23 protein-coding genes are annotated in these 24,950 nt (G+C 34.6%); 18 read left to right on the plus strand and 5 right to left on the minus strand.

Features of this window, described 5'->3' with window-relative positions; genetic code table 11:
• The first annotated feature begins 13 nt into the window (after nt 1–13).
• From NSQ95_RS05370 to NSQ95_RS05380, 3 genes are all read left to right on the plus strand, one after another.
• Nucleotides 14–1,102, plus strand: coding sequence for an SDR family oxidoreductase (locus NSQ95_RS05370; protein ID WP_340884516.1), 1,089 nt, complete (start codon nt 14–16; stop codon nt 1,100–1,102).
• Nucleotides 1,103–1,727: 625 nt separating this feature from the next.
• Nucleotides 1,728–2,498: a TerC family protein gene (locus tag NSQ95_RS05375; RefSeq protein WP_340884513.1), complete on the plus strand. Its 771-nt coding sequence runs from the start codon at nt 1,728–1,730 to the stop codon at nt 2,496–2,498.
• Between the two features lie 126 nt (nt 2,499–2,624).
• On the plus strand, nt 2,625–3,977 hold the full coding sequence (locus tag NSQ95_RS05380; protein ID WP_340884511.1) for a TrkH family potassium uptake protein: 1,353 nt from the start codon (nt 2,625–2,627) through the stop codon (nt 3,975–3,977).
• Between the two features lie 231 nt (nt 3,978–4,208).
• Here NSQ95_RS05380 and NSQ95_RS05385 read toward each other — a convergent pair whose 3' ends face one another.
• On the minus strand, nt 4,209–5,969 hold the full coding sequence (locus NSQ95_RS05385; RefSeq protein WP_340884508.1) for a B12-binding domain-containing radical SAM protein: 1,761 nt from the start codon (nt 5,967–5,969) through the stop codon (nt 4,209–4,211).
• Between the two features lie 174 nt (nt 5,970–6,143).
• Between NSQ95_RS05385 and NSQ95_RS05390 the strand changes: the two genes are divergently transcribed.
• The gene (locus tag NSQ95_RS05390) at nt 6,144–7,199 is read left to right on the plus strand and encodes an ATP-binding protein (protein ID WP_342560450.1); all 1,056 of its coding nucleotides are present in this window, start codon (nt 6,144–6,146) and stop codon (nt 7,197–7,199) included.
• A gap of 75 nt (nt 7,200–7,274) precedes the next feature.
• Nucleotides 7,275–7,718, plus strand: a complete 444-nt coding sequence (locus NSQ95_RS05395) for a MarR family transcriptional regulator (protein ID WP_340884502.1) — start codon at nt 7,275–7,277, stop codon at nt 7,716–7,718.
• Between the two features lie 36 nt (nt 7,719–7,754).
• Here NSQ95_RS05395 and NSQ95_RS05400 read toward each other — a convergent pair whose 3' ends face one another.
• The 3 genes from NSQ95_RS05400 to NSQ95_RS05410 form a co-directional block, all read right to left on the minus strand.
• Nucleotides 7,755–8,348, minus strand: a complete 594-nt coding sequence (locus NSQ95_RS05400; RefSeq protein WP_340884500.1) for a hypothetical protein — start codon at nt 8,346–8,348, stop codon at nt 7,755–7,757.
• A gap of 43 nt (nt 8,349–8,391) precedes the next feature.
• Nucleotides 8,392–9,003: a type II CAAX endopeptidase family protein gene (locus tag NSQ95_RS05405; RefSeq protein ID WP_340884498.1), complete on the minus strand. Its 612-nt coding sequence runs from the start codon at nt 9,001–9,003 to the stop codon at nt 8,392–8,394.
• Nucleotides 9,004–9,129: 126 nt separating this feature from the next.
• Nucleotides 9,130–9,318, minus strand: a complete 189-nt coding sequence (locus NSQ95_RS05410; protein WP_340886053.1) for a DUF2187 family protein — start codon at nt 9,316–9,318, stop codon at nt 9,130–9,132.
• A gap of 224 nt (nt 9,319–9,542) precedes the next feature.
• On the opposite strand from NSQ95_RS05410, the gene NSQ95_RS05415 reads away from it, so the two are divergent.
• The 7 genes from NSQ95_RS05415 to NSQ95_RS05445 all read left to right on the plus strand — a co-directional run bounded on the left by NSQ95_RS05415 (nt 9,543) and on the right by NSQ95_RS05445 (nt 15,654).
• Nucleotides 9,543–9,731, plus strand: a complete 189-nt coding sequence (locus NSQ95_RS05415; protein ID WP_340884495.1) for a hypothetical protein — start codon at nt 9,543–9,545, stop codon at nt 9,729–9,731.
• A 113-nt stretch (nt 9,732–9,844) separates the two neighbouring features.
• Complete coding sequence (locus NSQ95_RS05420; protein ID WP_169358892.1) at nt 9,845–10,021, plus strand: aspartyl-phosphate phosphatase Spo0E family protein; 177 nt, start codon at nt 9,845–9,847, stop codon at nt 10,019–10,021.
• Nucleotides 10,022–10,040: 19 nt separating this feature from the next.
• Nucleotides 10,041–10,979: a MoxR family ATPase gene (locus tag NSQ95_RS05425; RefSeq protein WP_340884491.1), complete on the plus strand. Its 939-nt coding sequence runs from the start codon at nt 10,041–10,043 to the stop codon at nt 10,977–10,979.
• A complete protein-coding gene (locus NSQ95_RS05430; RefSeq protein ID WP_340884488.1) occupies nt 10,979–12,136 on the plus strand; it encodes a DUF58 domain-containing protein in 1,158 nt (385 codons plus the stop codon). Before NSQ95_RS05425 ends, NSQ95_RS05430 begins: the two co-directional genes overlap by 1 nt.
• Nucleotides 12,126–13,373 carry a DUF4129 domain-containing protein gene (locus tag NSQ95_RS05435; protein ID WP_340884486.1) on the plus strand — a complete coding sequence of 416 codons (1,248 nt, stop codon included), beginning with the start codon at nt 12,126–12,128 and terminating at the stop codon, nt 13,371–13,373. The genes NSQ95_RS05430 and NSQ95_RS05435 overlap by 11 nt, the downstream gene beginning before the upstream one ends.
• Nucleotides 13,374–13,811: 438 nt before the next feature.
• Complete coding sequence (locus NSQ95_RS05440) at nt 13,812–14,681, plus strand: NAD(P)-dependent oxidoreductase (RefSeq protein ID WP_340884484.1); 870 nt, start codon at nt 13,812–13,814, stop codon at nt 14,679–14,681.
• Nucleotides 14,682–14,748: 67 nt separating this feature from the next.
• Nucleotides 14,749–15,654: a chemotaxis protein gene (locus NSQ95_RS05445; RefSeq protein ID WP_340884482.1), complete on the plus strand. Its 906-nt coding sequence runs from the start codon at nt 14,749–14,751 to the stop codon at nt 15,652–15,654.
• A gap of 177 nt (nt 15,655–15,831) precedes the next feature.
• Here the strand turns inward: NSQ95_RS05445 and NSQ95_RS05450 are convergent, their stop codons facing one another.
• A complete protein-coding gene (locus NSQ95_RS05450) occupies nt 15,832–16,299 on the minus strand; it encodes a YkyB family protein (RefSeq protein ID WP_169358898.1) in 468 nt (155 codons plus the stop codon).
• 204 nt (nt 16,300–16,503) lie between these two features.
• Between NSQ95_RS05450 and NSQ95_RS05455 the strand changes: the two genes are divergently transcribed.
• The 6 genes from NSQ95_RS05455 to NSQ95_RS05480 all read left to right on the plus strand — a co-directional run bounded on the left by NSQ95_RS05455 (nt 16,504) and on the right by NSQ95_RS05480 (nt 24,950).
• The gene (locus NSQ95_RS05455; protein WP_340884479.1) at nt 16,504–18,537 is read left to right on the plus strand and encodes an EAL domain-containing protein; all 2,034 of its coding nucleotides are present in this window, start codon (nt 16,504–16,506) and stop codon (nt 18,535–18,537) included.
• Between the two features lie 150 nt (nt 18,538–18,687).
• Nucleotides 18,688–19,458 carry a 2,4-dienoyl-CoA reductase gene (gene fadH, locus NSQ95_RS05460; RefSeq protein ID WP_340884477.1) on the plus strand — a complete coding sequence of 257 codons (771 nt, stop codon included), beginning with the start codon at nt 18,688–18,690 and terminating at the stop codon, nt 19,456–19,458.
• A gap of 341 nt (nt 19,459–19,799) precedes the next feature.
• Nucleotides 19,800–20,252 (plus strand): cyclic-di-AMP-binding protein CbpB, encoded by a 453-nt coding sequence (cbpB, locus tag NSQ95_RS05465; RefSeq protein WP_169358901.1) that lies wholly within the window; start codon nt 19,800–19,802, stop codon nt 20,250–20,252.
• Between the two features lie 438 nt (nt 20,253–20,690).
• Nucleotides 20,691–21,566, plus strand: coding sequence for a LysR family transcriptional regulator (locus NSQ95_RS05470; RefSeq protein WP_340884473.1), 876 nt, complete (start codon nt 20,691–20,693; stop codon nt 21,564–21,566).
• Between the two features lie 58 nt (nt 21,567–21,624).
• On the plus strand, nt 21,625–24,021 hold the full coding sequence (locus NSQ95_RS05475; protein WP_342560451.1) for a hypothetical protein: 2,397 nt from the start codon (nt 21,625–21,627) through the stop codon (nt 24,019–24,021).
• Nucleotides 24,021–24,950, plus strand: a complete 930-nt coding sequence (locus NSQ95_RS05480; RefSeq protein ID WP_342560452.1) for an ABC transporter ATP-binding protein — start codon at nt 24,021–24,023, stop codon at nt 24,948–24,950. The genes NSQ95_RS05475 and NSQ95_RS05480 overlap by 1 nt, the downstream gene beginning before the upstream one ends.

Raw genomic sequence — 24,950 nt, forward strand, 5'->3', positions numbered from 1 at the left:
GATGATTACCAATATGTCTAATGCATTGATTACAGGATTTCCAGGGTTTTTGTCGAAAAATATCATAAAGGAACTACGTCATCAAAATCGATATTCCGCTATTTATGTTCTTGTTCTTCCTAATCTAGTTCAAAAAGCTGAACAGGTAATAAATGAAATTTACGAGGACGGAATAACTAATCAATCGATTATTGTGGTAAAGGGGGATATTACACTTTCAAATGCCGGACTTGATAATGAAACAATTAACAACTTGAAGCAAGAAATAAATGATGTATGGCATTTAGCAGCTATTTATGACTTAGCTGTTCCAAAAGAAATTGCCTGGAAGGTTAATGTTGAAGGAACCAAATTATTTAATGAATTAGTTCTTAAACTTCCCAACTTAAAAAGATACATGTATTTTAGCACGGCTTATGTGGCGGGAAAAAGAGAAGGTAAGCTACTGGAGACGGAACTTATTAAACCCCCTGGATTTAAAAATCATTATGAGGAAACAAAATACGAGGCAGAAGTACTTGTAAACAACTTAAAGAGCCAACTGCCAATTACCATTATTAGACCAGGGATTGTAAGGGGACATTCCATCACAGGAGAAACGATTAAGTTTGATGGGCCATACTTTTTTATAAACATGATTAACAGATTGAAACGATTACCAATAATACCTTATCTAGGTAAGTCAAATTCTTTTATTAATGTAGTACCATCTGATTACATAACGAAAGCCTCGATATATTGCTGTTTTGATGAAGAAGCAGAAGGTAAGACTATTCATTTAACTGATCCAAAGCCTTATCCTGTTGAAGAGGTATATAGAGCTTTTGTTAGAGAAGTTACAGGGAAATACCCAAAGGGGAGAATACCATTAGTATTAGCAAAGGGATCTGTTAGCTTATTACCTATAAGAAAGTTCCTGCAGGTGGAAAAAGAGACTTTAGATTATCTCACTTGGAATTCTTCTTTTGATACAACAAATGCTGAAAAAATTCTTCGAAAAGGTGAAATATATTGTCCAGATTTTATAGAGTCGGTACCTTCTATGGTTCGATTTTACAATAAACATAAGGACGACCCAACATATCACATTCTTATTAAATAAAGCTTTGTTAAAGTTATTGGTTTACTTTGACTAACAATTCTTTTTTATAGTGACTGTAAACATTATAAAGGTGTCATTCAAATGATTATTAAGATGAAAAATAAATTATGAAATTGGAGTTGCCGACAGTTTTTCGGCTTAGTTTATGCGAGTAAATTTATAAGCAATTTATCAATGGATTAAAGCTGTTCCCATTTATTGATTGGAGCGCCAGACGGCGAATCCTACGGGATGAGTGAGACAGATAAGACATCACAACCACGCGCGTAAGCGATGGGTGATGGCTTATCGCTCACCCCGAGGAAAGCGTCCGGCTGGCGCGGAAATCAATTCTACTCTCGGATTTAAAGATTTCTTTTTCTATCTATCGTAAATCAACCCTACTTTTAACGAAACCTGAAATAATTATGCTTTACTAATCACTTAAATATTGTTATTATAGACATATAAATAAATAGACTCTTGACGTTCGTCAAAGGGGAGTAGCTATAGGGAAACCTATTTCATAGTCGTCATTACATGGCTTTTGCCATCGGTTATGATAGCACATTAATTTTTAATTTGCTTAGCAAGACCTTTGCCTTTTTTAGGCAGGGGTCTTTTTATATTTCAAAGGAGGATTTTTATGGATTATGGAATTTTGTTAGAGTATGGATGGGTTTTACTTGTCCTAGTAGGACTGGAAGGCTTGCTAGCTGCCGATAACGCAGTAGTAATGGCAGTAATGGTTAAGCACTTACCAAAGGCCCAGCAAAAAAAGGCTCTGTTTTACGGTCTATTAGGAGCTTTTGTTTTTAGATTTGCCGCTTTATTTATGATTACGTTTTTAGTCAACATTTGGCAGGTGCAAGCACTAGGTGCTGCTTATCTGTTATTTATCTCGATTAAACATATTTACGATCAACGTAAAAAACCAGGTCCACATATTGAAACAGATGGTATAGAGAAGGAAGCAAAAGGTTCAGGATTCTGGATGACTGTATTAAAAGTAGAATTAGCAGATATCGCGTTTGCAATTGACTCTATGTTAGCTGCAGTTGCGATTGCAGTAACATTACCATATTGGGGAGACTTTGAAATTGGTGGAATTAACGGTGGACAATTTGCAGTAATGTTCATCGGTGGTGTTATTGGGCTAGTTATTATGCGTTTTGCCGCACATAAATTTGTTCAATTACTTGAAAAATATCCTACACTAGAAACGGCTGCATTTTTAATAGTAGGTTGGGTAGGGGTTAAGTTAACAGTACTAACACTATCTCATCCAAGTGTAGCTATACTTGATGAGCATTTCCCACATTCAACTGGATGGAAATTGACTTTCTGGGTTGTTTTACTAGTAATCGCTATTGGTGGATATTTACTTGGTGTAGCCAAAAACAAAAAGACTGCTTAATTTTAGTAAATATATAATGATTTAGTTAAAAGTATGAAAAGATAGTATTGTTACTGCTATCTTTTTATACTTTTTTTTTTTACAATGATTTAATAGGCTCTCTTTAACTTGAAAGGAACATATTAAATGAAAAACTATACATTTAAAGCGAAATATAAAATGACACCGGCTCAAATAATTGTTTCTTATTATTTTATTGCCATTGCTATTTCAGTTATTCTACTTCGCTTACCCGGAGTTCATAGGCCAGGTGTGAAAGTAGACTTTATTGATAGCTTGTTTACAGCAGTTAGCGCCGTCAGTGTAACAGGGCTCACCACTATAAGCATTGTAGATACATATACTATTTTTGGGTATATCATGCTTATTCTAATTCTCCAGCTTGGAGGAATTGGAATAATGTCCTTAGGAACATTTATTTGGCTTGTGGTTGGTAGAAGAATTGGTTTAAGGGAAAGGCAGTTAATCATGGTTGACCACAACCAGTCTAAAATGTCGGGTGCTGTAATGCTTATAAAGGAAATTATTAAAATTCTCTTATTCATTCAATTGCTCGGATCAATTATACTGACAGTTTACTTTACGCAATACTACGATACGTTTAAACAAGCATTGTTACATGGAGTGTTTACTTCTGTTTCTGCTACTACTAATGCCGGTTTTGATATTACAGGTGAATCCTTAGTTCCTTATCATCATGATTACTTTGTTTTAATCATCACTAGTATAATGATTGTATTTGGTGCGATTGGCTTTCCTGTTTTAATTGAGGTAAAAGAATTTCTTTCCAATAAAAACAAAAGTTTTAGATTTTCATTATTTACGAAGCTCACTACTTTAACGTATGGGGCCCTATTAGTTATAGGAACAGTGATGATTTTTTTACTTGAATTATTTAATACTCTTAAGGATCTCCCTTGGCATGAGAAATTCTTCACTGCTTTTTTTCATTCAGTATCAACTCGGTCTGCGGGGCTAACTACTGTGGACATCAATATGTTTAACGAAGGAACTAATCTTTTTATGAGTGCACTCATGTTTATTGGTGCTTCTCCTAGCTCAGTAGGTGGAGGAATACGGACAACTACCTTTGCCCTTGCAATCTTGTTTCTAATAAACTTTTCTAGAGGTAAAGAAAATATACAAATATTTAATCGGGAAATTCATTTGCTCGATATTTATAGGGCCTTTGCAGTATTTGTTTTAGCTATCCTGATGGTCTTTGCTGCAACAATTATATTGTCGGTTTCGGAACCGGGTGTTCCAGTAGCATCCCTACTATTTGAAATAACCTCTGCGTTTGGTACATGTGGTATGTCGCTTGGGGTGACAGAGAACCTATCTTCCTTTGGTAAGCTAGTAATCATGCTCCTCATGTTTATAGGAAGAGTTGGTTTAATATCTTTCCTATTTACACTAGGAGGTAAGCGAAAAATTACCAAGTACCATTATCCAAAGGAACGTGTAATTATTGGGTAATTAAAACTGCTTTTGAATAACCGCTAGTTATTCTTACAGAACACAGTGACTAAGCTTGTGGAAAGAGATAACCAATCAATAACCCTCTTGTGAAACAAAGTGGAAACAAAAGCTATGAGGAAACAACAGAAGCCCCAGAATTTACCGAATGGTAAAATTTCTGGGGCTTTTGAAATTTTAAAGCGGGTAAATCAGCCTTCTACTAATTTCTGGGATGAAATTTGGTGATTATTAATTCGTTACTGTTATATTTTCTTTTGTTTGCAAAAAGAAGAATTGTGGAGCTTCTCCGTTTTGGAATGCAGTCAGTAAGAACCCATTATCTTCTTTGATGATTCCTTGCTTAAACAAATCCACATTAACAGTAATCGGTGTGATAAATGTCTGCTTGTACAATTCTCGTTCTGACAAATTTAAGTGTGAAAAGTCTACTCCACCAATCGAGGGATCCTCTATTAGTAGCTTATAGATCGCAGACTGAGTTTCTTTGTTTAAATCATTATTCCACCAAGGCTTCCGTGGTTGGAATTTTTGTTTTGATAAATAATCTAGTTTCATAACAGATTTAATAGTTGCTAAAGGAATATTTTCTAATTGTTCTAGGAAAGCAAAAAGACGAGTATATAGGTCCTCTAGCTGATGACCAATTCTAGACCAATTTCTTTCTTCCCAATAGGTACCGAATTGTTGGAAAAAGTCGAAAGGTGTTTCAAATACATGCTCAAATAGAAATTCTAACGTTTGGTCCATTCTATGTGCATTCCAATACTTTTCAAGAACGTCTTCCACTTGCTTAATACGTAAAATATCATGAAAGCTTAATACATTATTAGAGAAAATTTCATATGGCGCTTGGTCTACATACACATAACCATACTTTTCCGCTTCAACTCTCAATCCTGTACCTCTTAAAAGCTTCAAAAACCCTAGTTGTAATTCTTCGGGACGCATTTCGAAAACTTCATTGAAAGTATTTCGGAAGGAATGATAATCCTCTTCTGGTAGCCCAGCGATTAAATCTAAATGCTGATCGATTTTTCCACCGCTTTTAACCATAGTAACTGTCCTTTTCAACTTTTCAAAGTTCTGTCTGCGTTTAACTAACTCATTAGTCAAATCGTTGGTAGATTGAACACCAATTTCGAAACGGAAAAGACCAGCTGGAGCATTTTCATTTAAAAATTGAATAACTTCTGGTCGCATAATATCAGCTGTTATTTCAAATTGAAAAACAACTCCCGGTAAATGTTCATCGATTAGAAATTGAAACATTTCCATAGCATAACTTCTACTAATATTGAAGGTACGATCGACGAATTTTATAGTTTTTGCACCATTTTGCATTAAATATCGGATATCCTCTTTAACTTTTTCACGATTGAAATATCGAACACCAACTTCAATAGAAGAGAGGCAGAATTGACAAGAAAAAGGACACCCTCTACTAGTCTCAACGTAAACAATACGTTTAGAAAGATTGGGTAAATCTTCTTCGAAACGATACGGAGAAGGAGATTCACGTAAATCTAATTTTGGAGGTAGCGGATTTAGAATAAATTTGTCGTTTTGTACATATGCTAGTCCAGGTACTTCTTTTAGCTCTTTCTTTTTGGAAAGGAAGTCTAAGGTTTCCTTGAAAGTCTGTTCGCCTTCTCCAACTACGATATAGTCAATTTCTGGCACTTTACGGAGCCAAACATTCGTGTCATAGGAAACTTCGGGACCGCCTAAAATAATAGTTATGGAAGGATCTACTGTTTTTAACATCTTGACTACTTTAATGGTTTCTTCAATGTTCCAAATGTAACAGCTAAAGCCAACTACATTCGGTTTTTTTTGGTACAAATCAGCTACTATATTAAAAGTTGGATCTTTTATAGTATATTCAACAATAAGGGGGGAATAGTCAGGTGCTGCTGCAGCCTTTAAACAACGTAATGCCAAATTCGTATGGATAAACTTTGCATTTAATGTGGTTAATATTATATTCATTTTCTTAACTCCTTTAGTTTTGCATAACTATTGTAACAGTGAATATTCATGTCGACAATATGGTCAAAAATAACCATATCCAGAATTATAAAAGTGTGGAATAATCAGAATTAATCAATAATTTAAAAATTTGAATTGTTTATTCTCAAATTCTTATGAGAGGTTGGGTGCAAAATGTTAGCAGAATACGAGTACAAACAAAGGTTTGAACAGGTTTTCCAACTCTTTTCTAGTGGATTAATATTTATAAGCGATGAAGGAGAAGTATTAGACGCTAATCCATATATAGAAAAAGTCTTAGAGATAGAACGAGAAGAATTGCTTAAAATGAACTCTAATACACTTTTAAATATGTTCTCCCTCACAGGAGCTTCTAGGAAGACATTTCTACAGAATTTAGCTTCAAAAGGACAAGCAGAATTTTTTAGTGAATTTCAAACATATATGGGTGACAATAGGTATCTACATTTGATTGTATCTAAACAGAGTGAATCGAATTTATTTCTCATGGAAATACATGATGAATCAGAAAAGATGTTTATGAAGAAGCGCCTCAATCATAACGAATCGTTAAGTACTCTAGGACAACTTGCGGCAAGTATCGCTCATGAAATACGTAATCCCATGACATCTTTAAAGGGATTCACACAGTTGTTACTGAAAACTGCTAATGAAGACGGAAAAAGATACTTGGATGTTATTGATCATGAGATACAAAGAATGGAAGAAATATTGACAGAATTTCTTCAAGTTTCAAAGCCGAGCAACAAAGAGTACACCTACTTCGAAATTGACCAGCTCATAACAGAGGTAGCTAGTTTCATGACTCCTCAATCTCTAATGAAAGCAATTGAAATCAATATTACTAATGAATTATATCCGAACATTAGAGTATTGGGAAATAGAAACCTTTTAAAACAGGTTTTTATAAATGTCATAAAAAATGCTATTGAATCTATGGTAAAAAGTGGTAAAATAGATATTAGATTATCTTTGTCTTGTGATGGATTTATAAGTATTAAAGTAAAAGATGAGGGGAATGGAATTGGAGAAGAAGAGTTAGCTAATATTTTCAAGCCATTCTTCACGACTAAATCGACAGGGACTGGGCTTGGATTATCTCATGCCTATGAAGTTATGGAGGCTCATGGCGGTAAAATAGAGGTTGAGAGTATGGTAGGAAACGGAACGATCTTTAATTTTCTACTTCCCTTACAAATAGCTTCCTAAGCTATTTTGACAATCTATTAGTCTGACCTATATAATGATTGTTAATGTAATTTAATATAGGTGAGGATGACGACAATGACCAATGACTTATCGAGTAGTGCTTTGAAATTATTTATAGTACTTTCCCGTGCTCATAAAGTAATACATGAATGTACAAATCATTTCTTTCAACAAAATGGGTTAAATCCAACTGAATTTGCGGTATTAGAGCTTTTGTTCCATAAAGGAAAGCAACCCTTGCAACAAATAGGAAATAAGATATTACTCGCTAGTGGGTCTATAACTTATGTAGTAGATAAGCTTGAGGGGCGTGGCTTTATAAAGCGGGTTTCCAGCGATACAGATCGAAGAGTTACCTATGCGGAAATTACAGAAGAAGGTTCAGAGTTCATGAAAGAATTATTTCCACGTCATGAGCAGCAGTTAGTACAATTAATGAGTAGCTTGACAGAAGATGAAAAAAAAGATGCTATAGAATTAATAAAGAAGCTTGGTCTGTCCATTAAAAAATTATCTTAAGAACTTCGAGCCATAGTACGGCCCGAAGTTTTTATTTTAATTGATTTTAATAGTATTTGCCATTTTTATGAAATCTTCAATAGCAGGCGATTCTGCTGTATCAAAAACCGTTAATTTTACTCCTAAGCCATCTTGTAGGAATGTGTAGCCATAAACATTATTGCCATCTGGAATTTCTGCTTTGTACGACTTAACATCTTCTATTTGTTTCCCAGAAGGGACAATTGATTTATCAGTGATTTCTGTTACGTTGCCTTCTGAATTAGATGCTTTTACCGTCTCTACTAGCTCATTGGTTACATCTGCCATATTAACCTCAGAGGCATTATAGACTTCTATACGCATAGATTGCTCTTCATTTTCTTTATTGAATAGCAGGTCTTTATTTGGTTCTTCTGCGGTTAATTCATAGCCATCTAGTACGGATATGGAGTATTCCTGATTATCACTATCTACAGAAGTTCCAGTTGCTTCAGAACTATTTTCTTTTTCCTCTGAACCGTTAGCTTCACTGCTGTTTGTAGAATCTGTTACTTGATCATCGTTAGATGTCTCTTTCTCTGAAGAACCACAAGCAGCAATCAAAAGTGTTAACAGTAGGACAGATAGTATTGAAATTACTTTTTTCATTTATTCAGCTCCCTTTCTAGTATTGTTATGGTTTACATAACTTTCATATTAGTGGTAGCACCAGGAATAGCATTAAAAGAAATATAATATGGGCTACAATATTAAGCGGCATACTTTTTTTCTTTTCGTAAAGCCATCCAAAAATGATTCCTACAATAATAGCAAAAAAAACACCAATGTAGAAACCACTCACTATAAAGGATGCTCCATATAAAATGGAACTAGTTAGTATAGCGAGAGTAGGAGAGAACCAATTCTTCACTGCATTTTGGATGAAGCCACGCCAGAAAAATTCTTCTCCAGGAATAATGATGAAGAACAATAAAATGTAATGCCATATAGCAGAAGGTGCAAATACACCAAAGAAACGTGAAACTTCTTTCGTCGCTTTAGACGGTAATAGCTCCAGTAGCTGAAAACCTAAAAAGCACAAGAAGTAAGTTCCTATACCATATACTATACCCCAAAATAAATAGTTAAACGTTTTCAGCTGGTCTTCTAATTTTGAAAAATAAAAAGAAGAAGCCGTTAAAAAAAGTGTTGTAAACGAATAGAAATACCAGAATACGTTTTCATTATTAAACGTAACCCAAGTAAAAACAAAAGCTAATACTAGTGATATTACTAGACCTATAAAAAGTTTTCGATTATTCATATATGCACATCCTTACCATAGTCACAAAAAAAGAGAAGTATAGAGTTTTATGACGGTCTAGGAAAAAGAATTGCCTGTTACTTAGAAATAAAACCGTTCATCTCATGGAGAGGAACGGCATGACGTTTAATCTTCATTGCTATATAATATCTTATAACGCTTATGGTTGATTACCGTTTTTTCTTCTAGTTCAAGCTCGTTAAAGTTTTCCATATAAGTTAAATCAACTATGACAGAATTCTCGTTAACTTTTTCTACTATACCTTGAAGACCATTTTTAAACTCAATAATGTTACCGACTTCAGCGATTTTCATAGATTGTCCCATCCCCTTAAGAACATAATATAATACAGTTTGCCCTAAAAAAAGATGTACGTAAAGTATTTTTATCAAAAGTTTTAAAACTATACATTTTGACTGATATTAAAATACTACTTTTCAATAATACATGAGTAATTCAGTTTAGGAGGCATTCTATGATTGTTGTTTTTCGAAGGAATAGTAAACACCATATTTAAAATATAAGGAGATTTAAAAATATGCAATCGATAGATGAACAACTTAATGCGCTAAAAAGTGGGATGGTAGATCAAATTCACGTCTCTAAGGAAGAGTTTTTAGCATTTAGAGAAGTACTTGTAAAAAGAGAAGATTTTAAACACTTTAGTGGTAATGCGATGCAAGGTGGAGATATAATATATACTTATCTAACGCATCCAAGAAGTTAATGTGCTGAAGTACATTACTTTACACTAAATTGTCGGTATATTCTGATTAGTATAAGTGGTTTATGTATAGATAGTAGTGGGAAATATACAATTTTCAAAAGGAGAGTTTTCTAATGATGGAATCTATTCTAAAAAGGCTAGAATATACAAGAGAAAAGATGATTCAATCTGCGATAGAAAATGGTGTAACTAATAGGGAAACTATTCGATTAAGCGAAGAGCTAGATCATTTACTTAACGAGTTTCATTCCCAAGTTAAACAGCTAAGCACATCTAAACAAATCGACTAATAAATTGGAGAAGATATGAATGGATTCAGCTTTAATCAAACTAAAAAAAGAATTGAACCAATCCATTATAGGTAGAGAAAAAGAAATCGATTTTATGTTAATGGGTTTGTTAGTTCAAGGCCATGTGCTATTAGAAAGTGTACCGGGATCAGGAAAAACAATGATGGCTAAATCTTTTGCAGAAGCTATTCAAGGAGAGTTTAAACGAATACAATTTACTCCCGATGTTCTTCCTTCAGATGTAACAGGAATTAGTTACTTTCATCCTCAGAAGCAGGAATTTATTCTGCGGATAGGTCCAGTTATGAGTAATATTTTGCTTGCAGATGAAATTAATCGTGCCACTCCAAGAACTCAGTCCAGTCTTTTAGAGGCGATGGAAGAGAAACAAGTGTCAATAGATGGTGAAACTATTAAGCTACCTTATCCTTTTATGGTGATTGCTACACAAAACCCAATAGAATCACAGCAAGGTACCTTCCAGTTACCTGCTGCTCAGCTAGACCGCTTTCTATTTAAGCTTAATATTGGTTATCCAACCATGAAGGAAGAGAATTACATTTTAAAACATTTTGGTCAAGCTCCTGGAAAAGTTAAAACAAAGCAAGTTGTGTCTCTTGATAAAATTGAAGAATGGACTAAGCAAGTAAACAATATTCAAGTTCATGAAGACATTTTTACTTACATCATACAAATTGTACAAGGGACGAGAAAACACCCGTACATAGAACTAGGGTTAAGTAGTCGAGCTTCTTTAGCTATGCTACAGGCTTCTAAAGCCCACGCCTTCATTAATGGTAGGGAGTATGTGACACCTGACGACGTAAAGAACATCATAGACCCTGTTTGTTTGCATCGCCTAAGATTGTCCTCGCAAGGAATGCTAATCCATGAAATATCTAGCATTATGACAGAATTGATTAAAGAAATTGAAGCACCTGTAGAGGCCAATATATAATGACGTGGAAACGTAACGATGTAAACTATAAGTATATAAAAATATATAGGGATATATTGCTGATCAGTGCGGGATTTCTTTTTATCTTTGACCAGCATGTACTTTTCGTTATTATTATCTTTTTGTTATGTTTCGTGTTGATTCAACTGCTTTACTTTCAAAAAGTTGGTAGTGGACTTACTTTTGTAAACGAGAAAAAAAGAGTTAGATTAATGAAAGGGACTACCTCACATTTTGAGCTGACTTTTAAAAATAAAGGTATGCCGATTTGGAATGGCACCATTACATTAGCATTCCACGATTCAGTTGCTCCAGTTAGAGTCAATAATATTTCATCTTCAGGATTTTTTGAGGTGAATGTTCCTTTTTCTATTGGATACAATAAAACAGTTACGATACAAGTACCTATAGTTGGTAGTCGAAGAGGTCTTTCGAGGTTTAGAGGCATAGATATTAATATCCCTCATCCTTTAACGGAAGGTTCTATTATATTGAATTACCAACCATACATATTGTTGGATGCGATCGTTTATCCAACTATTTATCCAATTAAAGAAGAATTTCTTCCTACTCGACTTAAGCCTGGAGAGCTGGAGTTAAATTCTTCTTTGTTTGTTGACCCATTCTTCCCTGTTGGTACTAGAGAATATGAACAAGGTGATCAGTTTAATCATATTCATTGGAAAGCAAGTGCAAGGACACACCAGCTACAAACCAAAATTTTTACAAAAGTTACTAATGTATCGGTATTATTTTTAGTTAATCTTGCAGATGGGTATAGGATGGTTCATGATTTTGAGGATAAGATAGAGTGGCTTGCATCTAATGTGGAAGCTTGTTATAAGGCAAATGTTCCCTTTGGATTTGGCTTAAATATTCGAGCATCAGGAAAGAGACCATTCGTATTTGTTCCTTTAGGCTCTGGTGATGTACATAGACTAAATGCTTTAGAGTTACTTTCTATTTTATCGGTTAGCAATATCACTATACCATTTGAAAATATTATTAAATATATTGATAGTCATGAGGAAATGCCGGTGTCTGTTCGAGTTTTTTCTCATAATATAGAGAAGTATCATTCCATATTAACCCTATGGGAGCAGAAAGCGATTGTAACATATCTGACTGAGCAAGAGGAGGGAGATTATGTTAAATAACTCCACTCAAACTTTCCCTGTACAAAAATTGTCCTATGAAAAGTACCTGAAGGATATGTGGATTGTTAGCTTGTTCTTTGTTTTATTGTTAAATGAGACTTTGGTGAGTTTGCCGATTCTATGGATTGGTATCCAAATTTTAATCGGGATGATTGCCCAGTATACTTTTTCCAAGTTTGGGCCTAGTTTAATCATCGCATTTATTATTCCTACGGTGTCATTATTTTTCCTCTTTTTATTTGGAGGTCCCTTTTGGCTATATTGTATAGGGGTTCTAATATCTGTGTGTTGCTTACATTATAGATATAATGTCATTCAGTTGGACGAGGACAGTGATAATCCTTTTGCCTTACTGTCTTTAATGGTATTTTTCTCTGTCCACTTAGCTTGTTTTATGCTTATGATCGAAAATTATAAAGTCTCTTTATATAGTGTATTTATAGGAGGAGTTATTTTCTTTGTAGGGTTAAGGTTATTTAGTGTTTGGAGAAAAAGTTACAGTCATACAAAAGAATCGTTAAACCGATTTGCACTATACTATTTAGTTGGTTTGTCAGTTATCTTTCTTCTAACTTTCTTAACCTATTTAATTTTTAGCCCAATGAGACAACTTTTAAATGTGATCCTCCAGGGGTTGTTTACTATTGTGATGTTGCCTTTGACACCTTTGTTCATTTTACTTGAAGAATATTTGAGTAATTTATTCGGCGAACCTGCAGAGGAAAAAGAACATGATATTTTAGCAAATGACGACTTAATGGATGGTTTACTTGAAGATAAATCTGAAGCAATTACTTCTTCATTTCCAATAGAGTGGATTCTATTTGGGGCGTTAGGTATAGTAATACTTTTAATCGTTATTTATATAATCAAAAAGAAAATAGAATTTCCTGTGCAACAAGAAGGGAATAATTTTATTTATAAAAATGATAATTTGGCAATTGAGGAGGAAGAATTATTAAAGCAAAGTACCATTTATAAAGTTGAAGCTTCATTCCTGAGAGAGCTGTACTTAGAATTTGAAAAAGAGGCAATATCATTAGGGTACAAGAGAGAAATGAGTGAAACTGTTAGGGAATGGTTTAAAAGAATGTCATGGGAGGTAAAAGGTGAATTCTTTTCTACATATGAAGAAGTAAGATATGGTGGTCACATGGTAGGAGAAGAACAGGCCGATATTTTTATAGAAGAACTGGATAAAATAAAAAAAATAATTTTTTTTAAAAAAGAGGTTTAAATAAATGTGAGCAGGGCATATTAATAAAGAACACAGCAACATTCTCATTTCCCCCTTTTTAAGGATCATCCATTGGATGGTCCTCTTTTTTTGTCTAAATTTATCATTTGCGTATTCTTTATTGAAATAAAGTGCACTTTCCTGATATAAATATTTACATCTTTTAATTATGGATGTAGGGGCAGTTTGCTGATCCAGTAGGATGCATGGGACAGTGAAGAGACAAAACAGGTGATGATAGTTTATCGTTCGCCCGATGGAAAGGGACCTACTTCATTTCTGAAAAGAGATATAATATTTTTCTCTTTTCAATCGTCCCTGTCTTACATAAAAACCGAAATTATGAAATGGATTAATCATTAAAGTGAAATTTTAAATAAACTTGTTTTATTTTTCTGATAAACTGTATTTAATACAATTATATTGGAGGAGTTATTTATGTCGGAGCAACTAAAAATAGGTTTTATTGGCACAGGTGTAATGGGTAAAAGTATAGTTAAGCATTTACTGAAAGCAGGTCATGAGGTTAGTGTATACACAAGAACTAAGGAGAAAGCAGATGAGTTACTTACTTTAGGTGCAAGATGGGTCTCAAAGCCTAGTGAAGCTGCTAGCAGTGTACAATACCTCTTTACCATGGTTGGCTATCCACACGATGTAGAAGAAGTTTATTTTGGAGAAGAAGGAATTTTCTCAATAGAAAACAAAGGATTAACTGTCATCGATTTAACAACATCTACACCTACTTTAGCAAAAAAAATTAACGATCGTGCTAAGGAGCTAGAGATGCAATCCCTAGATGCTCCAGTGTCGGGTGGAGATATAGGTGCTCAATTAGGAAAGCTATCCATTATGTGTGGTGGAGAGAGGGAGACCTTTGATAGTTCTTTACCAGTACTGAAGCTATTTGGTGAGACCATTCTCCATGAGGGAACTGCGGGCGCTGGACAACATACTAAAATGTGTAACCAAATAACAATTGCATCTAATATGATAGGAGTCTGTGAGGCACTTACATACGGAAAGAAAGCTGGGTTGGAGTTAGAGCAAGTATTAAGAGCAATTTCTACTGGTGCAGCTGGTTCTTGGTCATTAAGCAATTTAGCACCGCGGATGATTAAAGGTGATTTAGAGCCGGGATTCTTTATCAAGCATTTTGTTAAAGATATGAAAATTGCTTTGGAAGAATCAGAAAGAATGAATTTGACATTACCTGGGTTAGAGTTAGCGAAGTCATTATATGACCAATTAATAAATGACGGATATGAGGATAAAGGTACTCAAGCACTAATAAAATTATACGAATGATATAGTAATATTTTACCTCTGTATGATACAATTGGTATAATCGTGAGCGTGGAAAGGAAGATTTTTTGTGAATGACCACAAAGGAATATTACTAGAAAGCGGAACCAATGAGTTGGAAATCGTAGAGTTTCAAGTAGGTACAAATAGTTTTGGCATTAATGTGATAAAAGTAAAGGAAATTATTCAACCTATCCCGGTTACTTTTATCCCTCTTTCACATCCGCATGTGGAAGGCATTATTCAATTACGAGGTGATGTTCTACCTGTGATAAATATGAGTAAAGTTTTAGGTTTGCCAATGCAATCAACAAGTGAGCAACAAAAATATGTTGTTGCGGAATTTAATAAACAAAAGGCTGTATTTCACGTAGACAATGTAACTCAAATACATCGTATATCATGGGATCAAATAGAAAAGCCTGGTTCCCTATATCAAGGAGGATCTTCCCACGTAATAGGAGTTATTAAAAGAGGCGAAGACATGCTCTTATTATTAGACTTTGAAAGAATTATTGTGGATATAAATCCTGAATCAGGAATGAGTATAGATTCGGTGAAGAAGTTAGGGCCAAGAGAAAGATCTAACAAAAAAATTGTAATTGCAGAAGATTCACCTCTATTAAGGAAATTATTGCATGATACTATGCATGAGGCAGGTTATGTGAACCTAGAGTTCTTTGAGAATGGGAAGGATACTTTAGCATACCTGGAGCAATTAGAGAAAGTCTCTCCAGATGTATCGGAACATGTTCAAATGATCGTAACCGATATTGAGATGCCACAGATGGATGGGCATGCTTTGACAAAATCTATTAAAACCAATAGTAATTTAGCCAAACTGCCAGTAGTCATTTTTTCAAGTCTGATTACAGACGACCTTAGACACAAAGGTGATTTAGTAGGAGCAGAAGATCAAGTAAGTAAACCAGAAATTACTGAACTAGTTTTAAAAATTGATAAATATATACTGTAACAAATATATAGGAATTAAAAGAGGGATTCTCATAGCTAATGCTATAAGAATCCCTCTCCATAATATTATATCGAATATACACTACTCAGCGTTAAAATAGGGTTAGGTAACTAGAACATTATAAGGAAGAAGAAATACACTTTTTTGACTTATAAAAGTGTTTGCTTCTACGAAATTTTATCGATCTAGGTAAGATTTCATCTTACTTGGGCGTCTATTGGAAACACGAGCAAACTTCGCAGTACAAGATGTAGAGTGATTAGTGGACTTGCTTTTAGTAGCTTTGGGAGGTCCTATATAATCGGTTAATAATTGTTTAGCCATTCTTATACTCATTTTCCTGATAGGGTTTCTATAAGTATCATCTAAATGACCGAGATGTGGTAAAGTTTTAAAATCTTCTTTAACCGGAAGAAGGTGGAAATAATAGTCAGCACACTGAACTAAAACGGAGGATTGCTGTTGGCTATTTCTAGGATTACGCACAAAATGAAGACCAATTTTACTAGCTTTTTTTTCTGTGATCATTTTTTGAATAGCTAATTTTTTCAGCTCATAAAGGGGCTTGTTGTCTATAGCAGTTTTTGCATGCCTATTAACTGTATATATCGCAGTCGCTAACTGCTTGTCTGATTCAGTAGTCATAATAAGTACACTCCTTTCTTTTACTCTTTCTATACATACTATCATACCAACTAATGACCTAATTGTGTACACAAATCAAAAAAATATTATATAAAAATATTTAATAGTATTTTTATTAAAAATTACCATTATTTGACGATACAAAAGAGAGTACAGTGTGTTGATTTTTGCAATATGTCTTATACGAGGCTACTGGAGGCTAACATGAACAATTACGAACAGCTTAAGATGGATGATTACTTAGCAGATATGATTCATGAACAACCCAACCTGATAACTTGCCTATTGCAAAAAAAGGAAGATGGTTCTCATGTAATTATTTATACAAATAAAAGTGCTAACAAATTTTTAATAAGTGCGATAAATTTAAATAATTTCACTCAAGAATTATGGATTCAATTAGAACCACTTTTTTTAGAAGAGGCGAAGCAGAAAGTCTACCATAACTTTGACATTTTATTAAACGACCAAGTTTATACGTTTGATATTACAATAGCTCCAATGGGAGAAAAAACAAGAGGGATATATGGTTTGATGATGGTTGATCAAACGGTAAAACCCCATTTTGATCCCTTATTAGAGGTTCAAGAAAAATACCATTCGTTAATAGAACACAATCTAGACACCATATTGGTTATTGACAAAGAAGGTAAAATTCAATACGCAAACAAAATAATAAACACAGTTTATGGATATAAGTCGAATGAGTTATTAAATATACCATTTGAAAAATTTGTAGGAGAAGAATCTCTGTGGAACTTCCGCAATATTATGAGCCATGTAAAGACAGGCAAAGCTACCGAAATGCAGAATTGCTTGATACAACATGAAAAAGGCCATTTTATAAGTACAGATTTAAAAGCAATTCCTATAGTAATTGGTGGAACTGTAAGTGGACTTCATATAGTTCTGCGAAATACAATCAGTGATACCGAGGAGCAGGAGCAATTATTCTATCTTGTTTACCACGATCATTTGACTGGCTTATGGAATAGAAGAGCATTAAAAGAACACTTACATGAAAATATTAAAGACGCTCAAAAAACAAATAGTGAAATATCTATTATACGAATTGACCTTGATCGATTTAAATTAATAAATGAATCATTGGGTTATACATATGGTGATGAGTTACTGAAAAAAATTGCAGATCGTTTAAGTTTATATATTGATAAGGCGAGTAATTTATATAGGCAAAGTGGAGATGAATTTGTTTTTTTATTAAAGGGGAAAACAAAGGAAGCTACTAGTGCTTTTGCGGAAAATATATTAACGGAACTAGCCAAACCGATTTATTTAGATCATCAAGAGTATTTTGGTACAGCCTCTATAGGAATATCGATGTTCCCTTATGATGGAGAAAAAAGAGATGAGTTATTGTTAAAGGCTGATCAGGCTTTATATGTGGCAAAAGATAGAGGCAGAGCTCATTATCGATATTTTCAGGAACAGATGAATTTATCTTTTCCAAATGCAGCATTAATGGAATCACACTTAAGAAGAGCAATTGAAAAAGACGAGTTGTCTATACATTATCAGCCACAGGTCAATCTATTGACTGGGGAGATAAATTCATTCGAGGCTTTGCTACGTTGGAATAATCGAAAGTTTGGATATGTCTCTCCTATGCAATTTATCCCTCTGGCAGAAAAGTCGGAAATTATTTTCAAGCTGGGAGATTGGGTTTTAGATGAGGTTTGTAGACAGTTAAAGCAATGGCAAGATAAGGGCTTCCGAATGGCGAGAGTGGCAGTCAACATTTCACCTCAACAATTTAAACAAGATAATTTTGCTTTCAAGATTAGAGATAAAATTAAGAAATTCAATATACTTGCCTCTTCTTTAGAGGTAGAAATTACAGAAAGTGCGATGACCGACTTGCAGAACACTTTCACTATTCTAAAAGAATTGAAAGATATTGGAGTCGTTATATCAATTGATGATTTTGGAACCGGTTATTCCTCACTGAGTTATTTAAGAAAGTATCCAATCGACATTATTAAGATTGATCAGTCCTTTATAAAAGACATGGAAACTGACGAAAAAAGCGCTGCTATTGCAACGACGATTATTCGTTTAGCTCATAGCTTAGGCATGGAAGTAATCGCTGAAGGAGTAGAAAAAAATACCCAGGTGGAAATCTTAAAAGCAGCGAACTGTCAAAAAGCTCAAGGCTTCTTTTTTAGTCGACCTATCCCGATAGAGGATATTAACAAATCATATATGAATTATCAATAATAATTGTAGACCCAGGAGAGAGCAAAAAGCACTTTTCTATGGGTCTTTTTTTATTAATATAGACTCTAACAAGCCATAGTGCTTTTCTTAGAAGGGTATGATAAAATATTGAGTGAATGTTCATTCAATTTTAAAAGGGGTGTGTTTCCAATGTTATTAAAGGGGAAAACGATTATTGTCACTGGTGGTTCTAATGGGATGGGGAAATATATGGCAATGGCTTTCGTAGCCGAAGGGGCAAATGTCGTCATTACTGGTAGGGACAAGGAAAAGCTAGATAATGCAAAATTAGAGATTGCACAGAATGGGGAACAAGTGGAAGTATTTCAAATGGATGTACGAGACCCTGAGCATGTTGCAGCAATGGTTGAGTTTACGGATAAGGCATTTGGTAGCATAGATGGCCTAGTTAATAACGCGGCAGGCAACTTTATTGTCGAGACCTCCAAGCTTTCTCCAAATGGTTGGAAGACCGTAATCGATATTGTCCTAAACGGTACTTTCTATTGTTCAAATGCTGTAGGTAACTATTGGATAAATAAAGGAACGAAGGGTTCTATTATTAATATGCTTGCAACCTATGCTTGGGGAGCAGGGGCTGGAGTAGCTCATTCTGCTGCAGCTAAAGCAGGAGTGATGTCCTTAACTAGAACACTAGCTGTGGAGTGGGGAAGTAAATATGGTATTCGAGTTAATGGAATTGCCCCAGGTCCAATTGAACGTACGGGTGGAGCGGGGAAGCTTTGGGAATCAGAAGAAGCTGCTAAAAGAACAATTCAAGCGGTTCCTCTAAAGCGTTTAGGTAAACCAGAAGAAATAGGTGATCTTGCAACATTCATCATGTCAGACAAAGCTGCTTATATGAATGGAGAAATAGTAACGCTAGACGGTGGACAATGGTTAAATCAATTTCCATTTTAAAATAAATGTTAACTTCATCTGAAATGGTGAATTCCATAAAAAATAATAGCGGGTATGTGAATGGATGGTAGTCACATACTTGCTTTTTTTATGGAGTAATAAAGTGTTGCGCCAAAGTCAGCAAGTGTTGCGGGAACCAATGAACCAATATGAAGTGTTGCACCTAATTCCTCTTATATCGAAAATTCTTTAGAGATGTTTAATGAGCGATGTCCTCATTTGAATTTAAAAATAATGAGATATTGTAAGCGATTTCATAGTTTTTTATTCCTTTCATATGCTATCATAGTTTTATAGGTTGTGTTTTCCAATTAGGAAAACAGACAAAGGAGTAGGATTCAATGATATTTGTAAGTAGTAAGGACTTTTTGCAAATTCCTATTAAGGATTACATTATTTCAGCGGATAAGGTTGCTCATGTGCAATTAGGAAATAATGCAGAACATGCATTGCTTGTGTTAACAAAGACAGGTTATTCTTCAATCCCAGTCCTAGACGTAAAGTATCGTCTGCAAGGACTTGTTAGTACTCAACAAATTACAGATGAAATACTTGGCCTTGAGCATATTGAATATGAACGATTACCTGATTTAAAGGTTGATCAAATTATGAAAAAGGATATTGCTTCTATTCACGTGAATGAAAAATTTCAAAAAGGTTTAGACCTCTTAGTCAATAACCCATATGTATGTGTTGTAGATGATGAGGGTACTTTTATCGGTATTTTAACGAGAAGAGTTATTTTAAAGCAGATGAAAAAGTATTTATACCAATCCCAGGAACCTCAAGAATGATTTAATATAAATAGCTAGCGTAATATTAAGACACTTACTGTGTGGGTTAACAGTAAGTGTCTTATTTTATGGGCAAAATAAATGGGGTATATAGATTTCCTTTAAATTTCTTAAGGCCTAGCCTGTAGCTACGATTAAAAGAAGAAAATACTCATGTTTGATATGTAAAAAAATTTTCCTATTTCTCTTTCCGTATGATTGTTATGACTTTAGAATTAAATTAGATTACTTAATAAAAGAAATAAAGTATACAATTAAGATGACTAAGTACTATAGCGATAAAGTAATCTCAATTGTAAGGAGTAACATGGAATAACTATGACGAGATGAATGAGAGAGATAAGTCCTGCAGTAAGTATAAATACATGCTTGTAAATTCTCGTGTGGAACATCAACCATTTGAAATAGTAACCAAACTTAAAGAAAGAGGGGCAATAAATGAATTCAGATTATCTTATTATCAAAACATTAGCTGAAGAACAAAATATGCGTAAGGCCGCAGAGCGACTTTTTCTTTCTCAACCAGCCTTATCCTTACGTCTGCAAACAATTGAAAAGGAATGGCAAACAAAATTATTTTTAAGATCTCAAAAGGGTTTAACAGCAACTCCTGAGGGAGAACTTGTTATTGAATTTGCTAACAGTATACTCCAGCAAAGAGAAGAACTTTTTGAGACCATTCAATCTTTAAGCTCTAAGGTGCATGGAACATTAAAAATTGCATGTGCCTCTATAGTAGGTCAAAATTGGCTCCCAAAGGTATTAAAGGATTTTGTCCAAACGTATCCAGAGGCTAAGGTTTCTTTGTTAACCGGTTGGAGTTCAGAAATAGTGAAGGCTATTTACGATGGAGAAGCCCAAATAGGTATTGTACGTGGACAAACAGATTGGAAAGGGAGCAAAATACATTTATTTAGAGATACTCTTTATTTAGTGGATAAAGAAATGACAAACATTGATGAAGTTTTAACAACGGAAAAGCCTTTTATCCAATTTAAAAGTGATTCGAATTATTATCAAGAAATTCAGCAATGGTGGCAAAAACACTTTTCTGTTAATCCGAAGCGTCAAATTATTGTAGATCAAATTGAAACATGTAAGCAGATGGCTTTAAATGGTATTGGGTATGCTATTTTGCCTTCCATCACACTGACAGGTCATGAGGATGTAAACAAGATTCCGTTAACTAATAATGAAGAAGAGTTTGAACTTACAAGGGATACTTGGTTAATAGGGTATGACAGCTCATTCGAACTTCCACAAGTTGAGGCATTTGTAAAAATTGTGAATGAGCATGCGAAGAAATTCCACTAAAGGAACTTTTTTGGGTGAGAAACGTACTAAAAGATATACATAATAGGAGGGAAATAATATGCAGATACGTAAGTTTGCTTGGGCGATCGTAGCACTTTTTATCATTTTTTGTATACAACCATTAGATGCCTTAGCAGCTCCAAGCTTAAAGGTCAAGACTACTCTAGGTTTTGACGGAAAGGCAAAGTATGGAGAGGGCCTTCCTATAACCATCACTGTAGAAAATTCAGGTGATGCTTTTTCAGGGGATATCGTGCTTGATATGTTCGAATCCTATAGTTTAGGGAATGGGCAGGCAATTCCATTTGAAATTGGTGCTAACGAAACAAAGACAGTTCAAATTGCCTCTTCGGGGTTAAGTGACGATTATTTATACTCTAACTCCAATATTCAGCTTGTACATTTTTATGAAGGCGGCTGGAAAAAAGGAAAATCCATTGAATATAAAGGCTCCAAGAATTTAAAGGCAAATTTTATGGACCCATCCTCGACCTTTTATTTGACAATGACTAACAGTGCCGACCGTTTAACTGTTTTAAATGGTTTAAAGCAATCGAATAGTCAGGTAATCCATTTGAGTCAACTAAGTGATTTCAGCTATCCTACTGAAGGTATAGCATGGCAAATGGCAGATTACATATTCATAGATGAATATGTTTTAGCTGACCTATCTAATAGTCAGCAACAGGCTTTAGTTGATTATGTTAGTTCAGGGGGATATATCCTTGCTGGGGCCTCCGATAATACGTCCGCAGAACTTGGATTATTAGCAGAACACTTACCGTTCAATTTGCAATCGACCACAAAAAGTCTTTCACCTGAAACTGTTAGCTCTATTACTGGAGAAAAGTTATTAACAAATGATTTAACAGTTTATGAAGCAACTCTAACTGAAGGTGCACAGCCTTTGATCAATTTAGATGGTACATTACTTGCTGGTCAAAAAAAGTTGGGCAAAGGTGCAATTATACAAACAAGCTTTTCTTTAGGTGATGCGCCTCTAGCAAAAGACGAAGCGTATCCAGAGTTAATGAAAAAAATTCTGAACCCTTTAAAAACGCAGGCTACTAACTATATGTATGGATATAACGTGAAGGATCAATTAGTACATGAAATTGGTAATACGAATTCACTTTTTGCTTCTTTTAAAGTCTCAACTCCTTTGATGATAGGAATTGTAATTGTTTATATGCTTTTAGTGGGACCTTTACTGTACTTTATATTGAAAAGAAAAGATAAAAGAGAATACGCTTGGGGAATTATTCCGCTTCTTGCTATTATAACTTCTGCTGCCATATTTGGTTATGGAGCAAAGGATCGCATTGCCAGACCACAAGTTCAGCAATCTTCATTTTTATATGTAAATGAAGATAGCAGCCTTAGTGGGTACTATGCGGAATCTATTTTGAGTAATAAAGGTGGAGAATTTGCTTTTACGTCTCCAACTAGTACTTCTATGGTAGCAAGTCGAGAATACAACTCCTTTACAGGCGATGTAGTTAATATTCATGAAAACGTAATACTTGAAAAGAGTGCTTCAAGCTCAGAACTAACCTACCGCGACCTTGGTTATTGGTCCGTTTCTTCATTTTATGGAGAAACATTTATTCCAGATATAGGTAAAATAGATTCGGATCTTCGAGTAGAGGCAAGTAAACTATCAGGTACTATAACGAATAGCTTCCCTTTTACCCTTAAAGAAGTTTCTATATGGTCGGGTTCCAAGATAATAAAACTGGGAGATTTAGAACCTGGTGAACAAATGGCTGTAAATAAGGATATAGGATCCATTATGCTAAGTCCAACCTCCAACCCTTATATTAATAGTGGGGGCAGCTATGGCCAAAATGCTGGAAATCAAGACGATTTAATAACTCAACGTAAAAAGTCACTGTATGCAACAAGTAAAACTATTGAGCAACAGACAACCAAACCTGCTATTACTGCATTTGTAGAAGATAATGTAATACCAATCGAGCTTAAAGATAAAAAGGTAGAAATGTCTGCACTTCATTTATTAATACAACCATTTGAGGCAGAGACAATTATATCAGGAGATTTTACACTTCCTTCCACTAGCTTTACGGTTAATGTTGAAACAAATGCATACGGAAAATACATGGAGCCAATGGAGAATAGTAACTTTGAGTGGTATTTAGATGACGGAGAATATATTACGTCATGGAAGCTACCAGAAACTTTATCAGTAGAAGGCGTGACTTATACACAATTGCAAATTGCGAATACGGATCGCAACTCACAAACGATCGAGCTATGGAATAATAAATCCGAAACATATGAACCAGTTGATGAAAGCAGATTTACGATAAAAGAAAATATTTCCGATTATATTAACCAAGAGGGAGTAATTATATATAAATTGACGAAGGATTCTATAGACGGAAATTCTTATACACGACTTCCAGAGGTTCGGATGAAAGGGGAGGTTAAGTAATGATCGAGATTAAGGGATTAACCAAAAAGTATGGCTCTTTTTATGCTTTAAATGATTTAAATTTAACCTTACAAGAGGGAACTGTTTTTGGATTTGTCGGGGCAAATGGTGCCGGCAAATCTACGACTTTCTCTATTTTAGCTACATTGTTGCAGCCTACCTCCGGTGAAGCGTTCGTCAATGGAAATAGTGTTAAGACGGAGCCTCATGAGGTAAGAAAACAAATCGGCTACATGCCTGACTTTTTTGGTGTCTATGATCAACTGAAGGCAAATGAGTATTTAGACTTCTATGGAGCTTCTTACGGTATTCCAGAAGCAGAGAGGGCTGTTTTAATACCCCAGTTATTAGAATTAGTGAATCTAACACATAAACGATATGAATATGTAGATCTCCTTTCTCGTGGGATGAAACAACGTTTGTGCTTAGCAAGGGCATTGATCCATGATCCAAAGGTATTGATATTAGATGAACCAGCATCTGGCCTAGATCCACGTGCACGTATTGAAATGAGAGATATATTAAGACAGTTGAAGGAAATGGGAAAAACTATTCTAATTTCTTCTCATATTTTACCGGAGCTAGCTGAAATGTGTGACGAAATTGGAGTGATAGATGGAGGTAAACTGATTGCGCACGGTTCTGTTCAGGAAATTCAAGCACAGCTTGCTGGCGAGAGACATATAACCGTTAAAGTAAAAGGTTTACTTGAAAATGTAGCAACCTTCTTTGAAGAGGATCCTTTTGCTTCTAAAGTAGAGAGCGACCCTGTGAGAAACGTTATTACGTTTAACTATAGGGGAACGGAAGAAGATCAGATTAATTTACTTAAAAAAGCAGTAGAGCAACACCTAAAAATTATATCTTTTGCAGAAACAGAAACAGATTTAGAAGATGTATTTATGGAAATTACGAAGGGGGCGAAGTAA

The sequence above is a fragment of the Psychrobacillus sp. FSL W7-1457 genome (genome assembly GCF_038593405.1).
GTDB lineage: Bacteria > Bacillota > Bacilli > Bacillales_A > Planococcaceae > Psychrobacillus.